12 protein-coding genes and 1 riboswitch are annotated in these 13,542 nt (G+C 58.2%); of the genes, 6 read left to right on the forward strand and 6 right to left on the reverse strand.

The features are described from left to right. Positions 1-83: 83 nt before the first annotated feature. On the reverse strand, positions 84-638 hold the full coding sequence (locus tag G5332_RS13775) for a fimbrial protein (protein WP_216952575.1): 555 nt from the start codon (positions 636-638) through the stop codon (positions 84-86). A 1,076-nt stretch (positions 639-1,714) separates the two neighbouring features. Between G5332_RS13775 and G5332_RS13780 the strand changes: the two genes are divergently transcribed. The 3 genes from G5332_RS13780 to G5332_RS13790 all read left to right on the forward strand — a co-directional run bounded on the left by G5332_RS13780 (position 1,715) and on the right by G5332_RS13790 (position 5,478). After that, on the forward strand, positions 1,715-3,388 hold the full coding sequence (locus G5332_RS13780; protein WP_005357096.1) for a sensor histidine kinase: 1,674 nt from the start codon (positions 1,715-1,717) through the stop codon (positions 3,386-3,388). A gap of 46 nt (positions 3,389-3,434) precedes the next feature. Beyond that, the gene (locus G5332_RS13785; protein ID WP_108613331.1) at positions 3,435-4,178 is read left to right on the forward strand and encodes a LytR/AlgR family response regulator transcription factor; all 744 of its coding nucleotides are present in this window, start codon (positions 3,435-3,437) and stop codon (positions 4,176-4,178) included. A 109-nt stretch (positions 4,179-4,287) separates the two neighbouring features. Next, positions 4,288-5,478, forward strand: a complete 1,191-nt coding sequence (locus G5332_RS13790) for an L-lactate MFS transporter (RefSeq protein ID WP_227341714.1) — start codon at positions 4,288-4,290, stop codon at positions 5,476-5,478. A 73-nt stretch (positions 5,479-5,551) separates the two neighbouring features. Here G5332_RS13790 and G5332_RS13795 read toward each other — a convergent pair whose 3' ends face one another. From G5332_RS13795 to G5332_RS13810, 4 genes are all read right to left on the reverse strand, one after another. Then, positions 5,552-6,676: a 5-(carboxyamino)imidazole ribonucleotide synthase gene (locus G5332_RS13795; protein ID WP_227341715.1), complete on the reverse strand. Its 1,125-nt coding sequence runs from the start codon at positions 6,674-6,676 to the stop codon at positions 5,552-5,554. After that, positions 6,673-7,182: a 5-(carboxyamino)imidazole ribonucleotide mutase gene (purE, locus tag G5332_RS13800; RefSeq protein WP_227341716.1), complete on the reverse strand. Its 510-nt coding sequence runs from the start codon at positions 7,180-7,182 to the stop codon at positions 6,673-6,675. Before purE ends, G5332_RS13795 begins: the two co-directional genes overlap by 4 nt. A 63-nt stretch (positions 7,183-7,245) precedes the next feature. Beyond that, positions 7,246-7,548 carry a P-II family nitrogen regulator gene (locus tag G5332_RS13805; RefSeq protein ID WP_005321666.1) on the reverse strand — a complete coding sequence of 101 codons (303 nt, stop codon included), beginning with the start codon at positions 7,546-7,548 and terminating at the stop codon, positions 7,246-7,248. Positions 7,549-7,552: 4 nt separating this feature from the next. After that, positions 7,553-8,479, reverse strand: a complete 927-nt coding sequence (locus tag G5332_RS13810; protein WP_227341717.1) for a sodium-dependent bicarbonate transport family permease — start codon at positions 8,477-8,479, stop codon at positions 7,553-7,555. Between the two features lie 109 nt (positions 8,480-8,588). On the opposite strand from G5332_RS13810, the gene nhaR reads away from it, so the two are divergent. The 3 genes from nhaR (at position 8,589) to murI (ending at position 12,534) form a co-directional block, all read left to right on the forward strand. Further along, positions 8,589-9,491 carry a transcriptional activator NhaR gene (gene nhaR, locus G5332_RS13815; protein WP_227341718.1) on the forward strand — a complete coding sequence of 301 codons (903 nt, stop codon included), beginning with the start codon at positions 8,589-8,591 and terminating at the stop codon, positions 9,489-9,491. Positions 9,492-9,526: 35 nt separating this feature from the next. Then, a riboswitch (cobalamin riboswitch) is annotated at positions 9,527-9,705 on the forward strand. 51 nt (positions 9,706-9,756) lie between these two features. Beyond that, positions 9,757-11,622, forward strand: a complete 1,866-nt coding sequence (locus G5332_RS13820) for a TonB-dependent receptor domain-containing protein (protein WP_227341719.1) — start codon at positions 9,757-9,759, stop codon at positions 11,620-11,622. A 108-nt stretch (positions 11,623-11,730) separates the two neighbouring features. Beyond that, on the forward strand, positions 11,731-12,534 hold the full coding sequence (murI, locus tag G5332_RS13825; RefSeq protein ID WP_421172820.1) for a glutamate racemase: 804 nt from the start codon (positions 11,731-11,733) through the stop codon (positions 12,532-12,534). Positions 12,535-12,541: 7 nt separating this feature from the next. Here murI and G5332_RS13830 read toward each other — a convergent pair whose 3' ends face one another. Continuing rightward, a complete protein-coding gene (locus G5332_RS13830; RefSeq protein WP_041210845.1) occupies positions 12,542-13,033 on the reverse strand; it encodes an RNA recognition motif domain-containing protein in 492 nt (163 codons plus the stop codon). Positions 13,034-13,542 lie beyond the last annotated feature (509 nt).

Here is a 13,542-nt window from a genome sequence, read left to right on the forward strand (position 1 = left end):
GATTTCAATTTATAAGGTAAACAAAAGGAAACGCGCCTCCCTGCACGTAATTACTGGATAGATGTTTGATTAAATTTAAATATTTACTGGTAGGTCATGATAAAATCAGTGGTTGCACTAAATTCACCCGGGATTGCTTTTTCGCCGTCACCCGCTTTGATATTGCTTACCAACTTGGCTCCAAATTTCAGGTGATTGTCACCCTCAACCAGAGTGGCAGCTTTGGTCGGGGTGCCCAAAACAACTTCAGAACCATCCAGTTGGCTAATCATGGCGATAGCCGCACCTTTTGCGAAACCATTAATGGCTAAATGTTTTTTCTCAGTATCATCAGGAATGCCGTTGAAGGTAATCGCGGCAGTTTTGGCGGTATCAAGAGAGCAGCCTTCAAGATGAATATCGAACGGACGCAGAGGACCCTCACCTTGATGCTCGAGTACACTGTTGGAGATTTGTCCCATATTAATTGTTTGATCTACGCTTTCCGGGGAGATAGAGCAGGGGGCATCTACAATCGCACCAATAAATTTGATCACGCCATGGCCTTGATCAGTTGCTGCTGGAGTTGCACTATTTTCAGCATAACTGGCGCCAGAGAATACAGCTAGCAATACAGAAGCTACAATTGCCTTTTTCATATTTTACCTTTTTAATCTGAATTGAGAGTTTCATTATTGACAAGACTAAGGTTGTCAGAAATGAAACAGGTTTTGAGAAAAAAATAAATTTTTATTAGAAGATTTATTGTTGTGTCACGTCATCAGAGACATGTTGATGACTGATTTTGGTGGTTATTTAATCACCGGGGTTGATGGTTTTCAAAATATTTAAAAATACAAAAAAATACCAATAAAAACAGGGTGTTGTCTTTTGCCTGTGATGTTGAAAAGGAGGGTTGGAAGTCATGGTATTTTATGTAATTTAATATATTTTGTTGTATTCTTTCCACCCCTTTAGGGTTGGCATGCAAAGTACCTGGAGATTCATGATGGTGACTGGCATGTTGGTTTGAACTTGTGATTTTTTTTGATAAAGCGAGGAAAATAACAACTTATTTGCACTGATATATTTTATGTTGTTTTTAGATCTTTTATATTAAATTGCTTTCTGAAGTCGGTCACTCATTTAAATTGGTGGTGTTTAGTAAGCGTATAGCAATCAGGGTGATTAAAAATTCAGTGGGTTTTATTTTTACTGGTGCGTGCATCACGCCTATCATTTTATAGGCGGTAAATGATGTTTTTGCTCCAAAAAGTTAGCTTGGTATCAAGGGTACCAATCTCACAGATAGCAAAATAAAGTGGCAAGTCTTCAATGATGAGTAGAGAAATTAAGATTGTCTACTTGAGTAGACTATTTCCTATGTTAAATAAATCATCAATGATTTTTGAAAGGATATTTTTGAGGCTGGGATTCAGAGATGGCTTTTGAATATATTCAGTTTTGCACTGTACAGGTAATTATCTCTAAAAGTATGGTTGATAGAGGATTTTGTTGTGCGTGGAGCTTGGATGACGGATGCCATTACATTAACCGTGAGCTGTTTTTTTAGCTGGCAAGTTAGTAGCCAGTAACTTGTGCTGACTCGTTATCCATAGACATGGTTTCGTTTTATTCGTACGGTTAGGCCACTTTCATCCTGTTTCGAAATCAGTACATTGCCAGCAAATAGGATATGATCCGGAGTACTCTTGGTTGATGCAGGAATACAGTTGTGCTTGAAAATCAGATGATGCTGCTGGCGGTGTTCGAACGGGCGGCGCTGATGCTGATGACCCTCTTCTTCCTGACCCGCACCCGGCCGTTCCAGCGGCTGTTCCAGAAGCGGGATCACACCCCGGCGGAGCTGGTGCTGGTGGCCTCCATCTTCGGCCTGTTTGCGGTGTTCAGTACCTACACCGGCATTCCGGTGGAGGGGGCGCTGATCAACGTGCGGATCATCGCCATCATCTCGGGCGGCATCCTGTTCGGCCCCTGGGTCGGCATTCCGGCCGGGGTCATCTCCGGCCTGCATCGCTATCTCATCGACATGGATGGCCACACCTCCATCCCTTGTCTTATCGCCAGCATCATTGCCGGTCTGCTCGCCACCTGGCTGCACCTGCGCTGTCGCAAGTCGCGGCTCTGGCTCTACGGCATTCTGGCGGGGATGCTATGCGAAGGGCTGACCATGCTGCTGATCTGGCTGCTGACCGAGCCCCATGAAGTCGGGGTGGAGATCGTCAACCATATCGCCTATCCGATGATCGCCGGGGCGCTCTGCATCGGCCTCATCATCAAGCTGGTGCAGGATCTGGATGACGAGAAGGAGCTGATTGCCGCCAAGCAGGCCAAGCTGGCGCTCGATATCGCCAACAAGACGCTGCCCTTCTTCCAGAACATCGATCGCCACTCCCTCAGTCAGGTGTGCGATGTGATCCGGCGCGACATCAGCGCCGATGCGGTGGCCATCACAGATACCCATGACGTGCTGGCCTATGTCGGGGTGGGCAAGGACTATTACGAGCTGGATGAGCACCACGCCATCAGCGGCATGACCCAGCAGGCGGTGCTGCTCGACCAGATCATCATCAACAACGATCTGCGCCAGTATCACCTCTCCGATTTCCACTCGGTCATCATTATTCCGCTGCGGGAGAACGGCTCGGTGAGCGGCACCCTCAAGATCTACTACCGCCGCACCCACAGCATCACCAGCTCCCTGCGGGAGATGGCGGTGGGCCTCTCCCAGCTCATCTCCACCCAGATGGAGGTGTCGCGCATCGAGCAGCTCAAGGAGATGACCCGCAAGGCGGAGTTCACCGCGCTGCAGAGCAAGATCAACCCGCACTTCCTGTTCAATGCCCTCAACGCCATCTCGTCGCTGATCCGCATCCGGCCCCAGCAGGCGCGCCAGCTGATCGCCAATCTGGCGGATTATCTGCGCTACAACCTCAACAAGGGGGATGAACTGATCGACATTCAGGAGGAGCTGCAGCAGGTGCGTGACTACGTGGCCATCGAGCAGGCCCGCTTCGGCGACAAGCTGGAGGTGGTGTTCGAGGTGGACGATGTGCACATTCAGGTGCCGAGCCTGCTGTTGCAGCCGCTGGTGGAAAACGCCATCCTGCACGGCATCCAGCCCCGCAGCGCGCCGGGTCGGGTCACCATCGAGGTGAAACAGCTGGCGGGGGGCATCCGGGTTGCGGTGCGGGATACCGGTTATGGCATCAGTCAGGCGGTGATCGACGGGGTGGCCGCCGGGCGGGTGGAGAGCCGCAGCATCGGCCTGATGAACGTGCATCAGCGGGTCAAGCTGCTCTATGGCGACGGCCTGCATCTCAAGCGGCTGGAACCGGGTACCGAGGTGAGTTTCTATCTGCCGGATCAGGAGTCGATGCCATGCTGAGTGCCATCATGGTTGAGGATAAGTGTGTGCCGCGAGAGGTGTTGTCATGCTGAAAGCCATTATTGTCGAAGATGAGTATCTGGCCCGCGAGGAGTTGATCTATCTGGTGAATCAGCACAGCACCATCGAGATAGTGGCGAGCTTCGAGGATGGGCTGGAGGCGTTCAAATACCTGCAGGATCACGAGGTGGATGTGGTGTTTCTGGATATCCAGATCCCCTCCATCGATGGCCTGCTGCTGGCCAAGAACCTGCACAAGTCGAGCCATCCGCCCCACATCGTCTTTGTCACCGCCTACAAGGAGTTTGCGGTGGAAGCGTTCGAGCTGGAGGCGTTCGACTATATCCTCAAGCCCTACAACGAGCCGCGCCTCATCAATCTGCTGCAAAAGCTAGAGCATGCGGGCAAGTCGCAGCCAGCCACCACGGGGGAGGCGAGCGGCGAGGGGAACAGCCCGCACAATCGCACCGTCAATCTGGTGAAGGGGGAGCGCATCATCGTCACCCCCTGCGAGCAGATCTACTACGCCGAGGCCGACGAGAAGCTCACCTATGTCTACACCCGTGATGACCGCTACGTGATGACCATGACCATCAGCGAGTTTGTCAGCCGCCTGCCTGCCGAGGGGTTCTTCCGTTGCCACCGCTCCTACTGCGTCAACATCAACAAGATCCGCGAAATAGTCCCCTGGTTTAACAGCACCTATCTCATCCGGCTCCATGATCTGCCGTTCGAGGTACCGGTCAGTCGCAGCAACATCAAGGCGTTCCGTCAGCTGATGCGGCTCTGATTGTCATTCATTCCCGCCGATCTGCATTTCATGCCTTAATCGATCGGCGCGAACTGCGTCTTGCCTATAGTGGCCTCAATTTCCTTAAGGCCATCGACCGAGACGCATCATGACCAAAGAGATGAACCGCACCCGGTACCTGACACTGATCGGTACCATCATCACCCAGTTCGCACTGGGTTCTGTCTACACCTGGAGCCTGTTCAACGCCCAGCTCTCCGACAAGCTGGACGAGCCGGTGAGTCAGGTGGCTTTCGCCTTCGGCCTGCTCAGCCTGTCGCTGGCAGTCGCCTCCTCCATGGCGGGCAAGCTGCAGGAGCGATTCGGTGTGCGCAACGTGACCCTGGGCGCTGGTGTGCTGCTCGGCATCGGCTTCTTCCTCACTGCCCATGCCAGCAATCTGGCGATGCTCTACCTCTGCGCGGGCATTCTGGTCGGTTTTGCCGACGGTACCGGCTACCTGATGACCCTCTCCAACTGCGTGAAGTGGTTCCCGGAGCGCAAGGGGCTGATCTCCGCCTGCTCCATCGGTGCCTATGGCCTCGGCAGTCTCGGTTTCAAATATATCAACCTGCTGCTGCTCTCCAGCTCCGGCCTTGAGACCACCTTCCAGCTGTGGGGGCTGATCGCCATGTCCATGGTGCTGGTGGGCGGCATGCTGATGAAGGATGCGCCCAAGCAGGCCGCCTCCGTGCAGCAGAGCGAGAGCCGTGACTTCACTCTGGCCGAGGCGATGCGCAAGCCGCAGTACTGGATGCTGGCGCTGATGTTCCTCACCGCCTGCATGAGTGGCCTCTACGTCATCGGCGTGGCCAAGGATATCGGCGAGAAGATGGTGGGTCTGCCAGCAGTGGTGGCTGCCAATGCCGTCGCCATCATCGCTATGGCAAACCTGGGTGGCCGTCTGGTGCTGGGTATCCTCTCCGACAAGATGTCCCGCATCCGGGTCATCACCATCGCCCAGCTGATTACCCTGGCGGGCATGGCGCTGCTGCTGTTCGTGCCGCTCAATGCCAACCTGTTCTTCGTGGCGGTGGCCTGTGTGGCCTTCAGTTTCGGCGGCACCATCACCGTCTACCCCTCGCTGGTGAGCGACTTCTTCGGTCTCAACAACCTGACCAAGAACTACGGCGTCATCTATCTGGGCTTTGGTCTGGGCAGCATCATCGGCTCCATCGTGGCCTCCCTGTTTGGCGGCTTCATGGCGACCTTCAACCTGATTCTGGTGTTGCTGCTGGTAGCGCTGGTGCTCTCCCTCACCATTCGCCTGCCGGCACCGGTAGCGGTGGAGCGGGCCTGATAAGGCTCCCTGCCAGAGCAAGCAAAAACAGAGACCCGGGCCATGCCCGGGTCTTTGCATTTCCGATGGTCGATCAGCACGGCGCCAGCCCCAGCAGCTGGCGGGCCTGACGGCAGCGCTCCTCCACCGTTGGCCACTCATCACCGGTTACCGTGATATGGCCCATCTTGCGGCCGGGGCGGGGTTCGCCCTTGCCGTAGAGGTGCAGATGCAGGCCGGGCAGCGCCAGCAGGGCGGCCCAGTCTGGCGTGCCCTTCTGCCAGAGATCCCCCAGCAGGTTGATTAACAGGGCGGGGCGCACGGCGATTTGCTCCGGCAGCGGCAGATCGCACAGGGCCCGCACCTGCAACTCGAACTGGCTGCATGCAGCGTTGTCGAGGCTGGGATGACCCGAGTTGTGGGGGCGGGGCGCCAGCTCGTTGACCAGCAGGCGCCCCTCCACCAGAAAGAACTCCACCGTCAGTACCCCGACGTAATCGAGGGCGGCAATCAGTCGCTCAGCGATCCCTTTGGCCTCGCGCTCCAGCGTTGGCACATTGGCCGGGGAGCGAGTCTGGTCGAGAATGCCGCCGCAGTGCCAGTTCTGCACCAGTGGCAGGGAGCTGATGGCGCCGCTCGGGCTGCGGGCCAGGGTCAGGGCAAACTCCCCCTCCAGTGCCAGCCGTTTTTCCAGCACGCAGGGGACGCCACTGGCTGCCAGCGCCGTCGCCAGCTCATCCAGATTACTGATCTGCCACTGCCCCTTGCCGTCGTACCCCTCGCGGGCCGTCTTGAGAATGGCGGGCAAGAGTTCGCTGGCCTGTGCGGGGATGGGCTCTTCCGGCAGTAGCGCCAGATAGGGGGCGACCGGGATGTTGGCCCCGCGCAGAAAGGCTTTCTCCTCGCGGCGATCCTGACAGATGCGCACAGCGCTGGCGGCCGGGCGCACCGGCTTGTGTTTTTCGAGCAGGGCGAGGGTGGCGGCGGGCACATTTTCGAATTCGCAGCTGATGGCCTCGCAGCGGCTGGCCAGCTCGTACAGGGCGGTCTGGTCGTCATAGGGGGCGACAATATGGTGATCGGCGGCGGCACCGGCGATGCTGGCCGGATCGGGATCCAGCACCACCACCTTGTAGCCGAGGCGGTGGGCGGCCATCACGAAGTAGCGGCCAAGCTGGCCGCCCCCCAGCATGCCGAGGATTGCGGGTGGCAGGATCATGTCGGCTCCTCCAGTTGCAGTGCCTGCACCCGATCTCGCTCGTGGGTGCGGAAGTCGTCGAGCTGCTGCCGGTAGCGAGAGGCATCGCCGTCTTGTGCAACGGAGAGCAGAGAGACCGCAAACAGGGCGGCGTTGGCGGCCCCCGCCTCGCCGATGGCGAAGGTGGCGACCGGCACCCCTTTGGGCATCTGCACGATGGAGAGTAGCGAGTCCATTCCCTTGAGATGGCGTGATGGGATGGGCACCCCCAGCACCGGAAGAGTGGTCTTGGCGGCGACCATGCCCGGCAGATGGGCAGCGCCACCGGCCCCGGCGATGATGGCGCGCAGTCCGCGCTCGCGGGCAGTGGCGGCATACTCGAACAGCAGATCCGGGGTGCGATGGGCCGAGACTACCTGCGCCTCGTAGTGCACGCCGTGCTCCTTGAGGATGCGGGCGGCGGCCTGCAGCACGGGCCAGTCGGAGTCGGAGCCCATTACCAGGCCGATCAGGGGAGCTGTGTTCATTTTCTCTGAATCCTTGATGTCAAACGTTTGCTTTTGGTGGGCAAAAAGAGCCGGCAAGCCGGCTCAGAATTTCTCGGGTCGCACGATTTCGACCGGTTGCAGAAAGGCGATCATGGCGTAATCGGGGTAGTAGCGACTCTGCAGGTGGGCCAGCAGCCGTTCCGCCTGCTCCCGGCTGCAGATCGCTTCCAGCCGGATGTTGCCGCTCTCGCTCCAGCTGGCGTTGCGCTCGCCATGATCCCCCCGGCCGCGGGCATCTGTGATGGTATAGCCGCGCAGCCCCTCGCGGGTGAGGGTGCGCAGCAGGGTCGGCTCCAGATTGGCTTCCGTAATGACGGTCAGCAGGGTGCGGGTCTCGGTCTGCATGTGGCTACTCCGTGAAGTGGCGGGCCCAGCTGTAGTAGAGCGGGATCCCCAGCATGATGTTGAACGGGAAGGTGACCCCCAGCACGGCGCTGAGGGAGAGCCCCGGGTTGGCCTGAGGCACGGCGATGCGCATGGTAGCCGGCACGGCAATATAGGAGGCGCTGGCCGCCAGGGTCGCCAGCAGGGTCAGGCCACCGAGGGAGAGGCCCATCAGCTGGCCAGCTGCCAATCCCAGTCCCGCCGAGGCGAGCGGCATCAACAGGGCGAAGCCGAGCAGGAACAGGCCATGGCGGCGCAGATCCTGACACTGGCGAGCGACGATGAGGCCCATCTCCAGCAGGAACAGCGCCAGCGCCCCCTTGAACAGGTCGACAAACAGCGGTTTGAGCGGGGTAATTCCGTCCGGCCCGGCCAGATAGCCGATGGCCATGCCGCCCAGCAGCAGGGTTACCCCTTTGCCGAGGAAGGTCTCGTGGGCCAGCATGCGCCAGCGGGTCTCGCGACTGATGCCGCGGGCCAGCACTATGCCCACCAGAATGGCGGGGATCTCCATTACAGCCAAGAAGATGGAGAGCTGGGATTCAAAGCTGATGCCCCGCTCGGTGAGCCAGTTCACCCCGACCGCAAAGGTGGCGACGCTGACCGAGCCATAGTGGGCGGCGGTGGCGGCGGCATCCACCCGGTTCATCTTGAGGCGCAGCACGGCAAAGCCGAGCAGGGTCTGCACCACGCCGAGCAGGATCACCAGCGCCAGTTGTGGCAGCAGAGGTTGCAGGGATTGCTGGGCCAGACCGACGCCGCCCTTGAGGCCGATGGCCAGCAGCAGAAAGAGAGAGAGGGTGTCGTAGAGGGCGGGCGGCAGCTTGAGCTCGGATCGCACCAGACCGGCCAGCAGACCAAACAGAAAGAAGAGTACAACAACGTCCAGCATGATGGTTCGCAGGGCAGTTCAGATAATGGTTGCATGCTAGAGCCCGCAATGTTTCGATAAAATCAGATTCTCGCTGATGGTTGTTCGGTAAAAACTGATAGGGAACGGCATGCTCAACTACAAACAGCTCTACTACTTCTGGCATGTGGCGCGCAGCGGCAGTGTGACGCAGGCCGCCGAACAGCTGCATCTCACGCCGCAGACCATCAGCGGTCAGGTGGCCGAGCTGGAGCAGTCCCTCGGGGTGGCGCTGTTCAACCGGGTGGGGCGGCGTCTGGTGCTGACCGCCGCCGGACGGCAGGCGCAGGAGCAGGCGGGGGCGATTTTCTCGCTCGGCGCCGAGCTGGAGCACACCCTGCGCCACGCCAGTCAGGAGCTGACCATGCAGGTGGGGATCGCCGATTCGGTACCCCGCACCCTGGCGTTCGAGCTGCTGGCTCCCGCCATGGCGCTGGCGACCCCGCTGCGGTTGGTGTGCCACGAGGAGCGGGCCGAGCAGCTGTTCAGCGAGCTGGCCCGTCACAAGCTCGACATGGTGCTGATCGATCGCCCGCTTCCTCCCGACAGCGGCGTGCGCGGCTACAACCACGAGCTGGGGCGCAGCCCGCTGGCGCTGTTTGCCAGCCCAGAGCTGGCGGCTCGGGCGCGGGACGGCTTTCCCGCCTCGCTGGAGGGGTTGCCGCTGCTGATCCCCGGAGAGAAGTCTGCCACCCACGATCGGCTGCTGGAGTGGTATCGCCAGCAGGGTATTCATCCCCATCTGGTGGGGCAGTTTGATGACTCCACCCTGATGAAGTCGTTCGGCAAGGCGGGGATGGGGATTTTCCCGGCGCCGCTGGCGATGGCTGACGAGATTGGTCGCCTCTACGGAGTGGAGCGGATTGCGACCCTCACCGACGTTACCCTCTCTTATTATCTGGTCTCGGCAGGGCGCCATCTCTCCCATCCAGGGGTACAGGCGGTGATGGAGGGGGCACAGCAGCGGCTGGCAGCGCTGGCTGACAAGAAATAGAAATCTGGATGGCTATACATCCAGCTTGGCTCTGCCTATAATCCTCCCGCTTTGGCGCATCATGCTTAATAGGGAATCCGGTGAAAATCCGGAGCTGGCGCGCAGCGGTAAGGGGGAACGAAGCGACATCAGGGCACTGCCATCAGGCGGGAAGCCGTCGCCGTAGGCTATCAGCCCCCGAGCCCGAAGACCTGCCAGAGTTCGTATTTCGGGCCGAGAGAAACCGGCCACGAAGTAGATACTTACGCGAACTTAAGGATCTCTCATGTCGAAGAAATTTCTGGCGGCTGCCCTGTTGCCGACGGCGGCGTTTGCCCAGCAGCTGACCATTCCCGTCAATCCCACCATGGTGGTGACCGCTACCCGCGTCGCCCAACCTGCCTCCAGCGTGCTTGCCCCGGTCAATGTGGTGACCCGGGATGAGATCGATCGCCTGCAAGCCCAGACCGTGACCGATGTGGTCAAGACCCTGCCCGGTGTGGAAGTGGTCAGCAATGGTGGCCGCGGCCAACTCAGCTCGCTGCGGGTGCGTGGTGGCACCTCTTCCCAGACGCTGGTGCTGGTGGATGGGGTGCGCAGTGCCTCCCTGACCGCCGGGATGACCGAACTGAATAACCTGCCGCTCAATCAGGTGGAGCGCATCGAATATATTCGTGGCCCACGCGCCACCATTTATGGTTCTGATGCCATCGGCGGGGTGATCAACATCATTACCCGTCCCGACAAGGGGACAAATCAGCACAAGTTCAATATCGGTGCCGGTTCCCATCAACAGCGTCAGGCCGCTTTCAGTAGTGCCAGCCAGGTAGGTGAGGCGGGTCAGCTCAAGGTGGCTGGCGGTTTTGATGATGAAGAGGGTTACAATGTACACCCCTTGCCCGGCATCAACGATGGTGACCGTCACGGGCATCAGGGCTACAACGCCATGCTGGACTACCAGCAGGCGCTCGGCAGCAACTGGGATCTGTTCGGTACGACCCGCTGGTTCCGCAATGTCGCCCAGTACGACCGCTCTTCTGCGGCTTCCGCCTGGGGGCCTGCCACCCATCAACGCAACGAGACCTGGACTGAAAACCAGAGCTATCAGCTGGGGTCGCGCTATCACGATGATCGCTATCTGAGTGAGTTGCGTGGCGCCTTCTCCAAACAGGATGCGTACGACTATCAGGACAACAGTGGCCGCGATCAGGCCAATAACCGGACCTACACCCGCCAGTACAGCCTGAACTGGGTCAACAGCCTCAAGCTGAACGAGCTGTGGACGCTCGGCGGCGGTGCTGACTGGCAGCGCGACATGCTGGACGATCGCTCGCGATCTTCTGGCTCCCCCTATCCGGCAGGGGCCAAGGAGCGGGACAATACCGGGGTCTATGCCCTGGTCCAGTTCGACAACCAGACATGGCAGGGTGAGCTGAGCGGCCGCAGTGATGACAACGAGCAGTTTGGTCGTCACAACACCTGGCAAACCGGCGCAGGCTGGCGTTTTGTCGAGGATTACCGCCTGAGTGCCCGCTACGGCACCGGTTTCCGCGCCCCCTCCTTTAATGACCTCTACTATCCGGGCTCTGGCAATCCCAACCTGAAGCCGGAAGAGTCTAAGAGCAGCGAGCTGATGCTGGATGGTCAAACTGCGGGTGTCGAGTGGCGAGCCACCGGTTATCGCAATGACTTCGAACAGATGATCCAGTGGGCTCCCAACAGTCAGGGGATGTGGACACCACAAAACGTTGGCAAGGCGCGCATTGAAGGGATCGAGCTGGAAGGGGAGTTCGACACTGGCTGGTTGAGTCATAGGGTCTCTGCCGAGTACAAGGATCCCAAAGACAAGGTGACCGATAAACAGTTGCAGCTGATCTCCCGCAAAGGGGCCAAGTGGATTACGCAGGCGCAGTGGCAGCAGTTTGACGGCTCGTTGAGCTGGATCTATCAGGGTGAGCGCTATGGCGATGTGGCCAACACCACCAAACTCGGTGGCTACAGCGTGTGGAATCTGGCTGTCGGCTACAAGGTCACCCCGGCGCTCAAGGTATCTGGCAAGATCAACAACCTGCTGGATAAGGAGTATCAGACTGCAGTGGGGTATCCGGCCGATGAGCGCGCATACTACGTGACGATGGATTACTCACTCTAAGCCGGAGCCGGCCAAGTGGAAAAATCAGGGGCCCTGCCATTGGCAGGGCCTTTTCTATTGGCGGCAGGCGGGAGTATGATCGCCGCCTTGCACCAAAGGGGAGCTCAAGTGGCCAATATTCTCGTGTTTGATTCCGGTATGGGTGGCCTGACCATCTACCGCGAGATCCGCCGCGTCCTGCCGGCACACAACTATTTCTACTGCTTCGATAATGCCAACTTCCCCTATGGTGAATTGAGCGAGCCCGCCCTGATTGTTGCCTGCACCCGCTTGGTGACCACCATGGTGGCCCGTCATCATATCGATCTGGTGGTGATTGCCTGCAACACGGCCAGCACCATAGCGCTGCCGGCCCTGCGCGAGGCACTGGATATTCCCGTGGTGGGGGTGGTGCCTGCCATCAAGCCCGCCGCCGCGCAGACTCGCAACGGTTGTATTGGCCTGTTGGCCACGCCGGGTACCGTCAGCCGCGACTATACCCACGAACTGATCGCCCAGTTTGCCCCCGGCAAGCGGGTGCTGCTCAAGGGCACCACCGAGCTGGTAATAGAAGCGGAGCACAAGCTTGCGGGCCTACCGGTCAATATGGCGCTGCTGCGTGAAGTGCTGGCTGACTGGCTGGAGGGGGAAGAGCAGCCGGATACGCTGGTGCTCGGTTGTACCCACTTCCCTCTACTCAATGAAGAGATTGGGCAGCTGATGCCGCAATGTCAGCTGATCGACTCGGGCAGTGCAGTTGCCAAACGGGTGGCCTGGTTGCTGAGCAATGGCGGGCACGCCGCCGTGCAGCCTGTACATATAGAAGAGGTGATTGCCAGGGCTTACTGCACCCGGCTGGATGGGGAGGCCCAAAAACTGACAGCCCCCTTGCAAGCATGGGGGCTGTCATCACTGGAAGAGGTGGGGTTCTGACGGGGGATCAAGCCTCGACTTCACCACCCTCCTTCTCCTCTTTGTCTCGCTTGTCGTTCGCTTCGCGTACCTTGAGGGTTCGCTGCTGATACTCTTTGTCATTCAATGCGGCAATCGCTTTGGCAGCATCGGCAGCAGGCATCTCGACGAAACCAAATCCTCTGCGCTTGCCGGTTGCCTTGTCCTTCATCAGGCGTACGGAAATTACCTGGCCCTGTTCGGCAAACAATTCGCGCACGGCAATCTCGTTGGCGCGATATGGCAGGTTGCCTACATATAAGGTGCAAGTCTCCTGATTGGCGATCGCTTCGGCTGCATTAGCCGGGGTTCTTTTCAGGAGCAGCGGTACCACAAAACCGCCAATCGCCAGACCTGCTGCAAAAATGACTTCCGCTTTCAAAGAGAATTGCAGGGCCTGGGCAACCAGGTAGCCAACCACTGCCAATACCAGAGCAAGGATTGCGGCCTGCATATAGACGGGAAACTTGGATAAATTCATCTTAAAAGACCTTTTGTAAATGAAAGCAAAAAAGGTGCAACACTGTATTCACCTCCATGGTAACCAGCTTTCCTGATTGGCGCTACCATGGTCCACTCGGAAGAGGTTATCGGCTCCAGTATGGCACTCCCAAAGGCTCTGGCGGCGATATAAATGACGCTAAAAGGGGAGTGAAACAGCTGGATTGTGGATAACCTTGTATATATACACTGAATAAGTTGTTTCTAATTGAATAATTTGAAATTTTCGTGATTTTCTTCAAAAAAACTATTGTCATCGCGGCGCGGCTCCCTATAATGCGCCCCTACCAGCACGGCGGAACACGCCAACCTGATGAGCCAGCTTCCTAGCGAAGCAGGTGCCGAAAGAAAAGCGAAAACAATCGCTTGACTTTCGAAGTGAGAGGCGTAATATGCGCCTCCTCAACGCGATAAGCGTGACGCTCTTTAACAATTTGAATCAAGCAATCTGTGTGGGCACTCACAGCATCGAGCATCAAAAACAATTTT

It is taken from the genome of Aeromonas sp. 603757, from assembly GCF_049171255.1.
In the GTDB taxonomy this organism is placed as follows: Bacteria; Pseudomonadota; Gammaproteobacteria; order Enterobacterales; family Aeromonadaceae; genus Aeromonas; species Aeromonas veronii_A.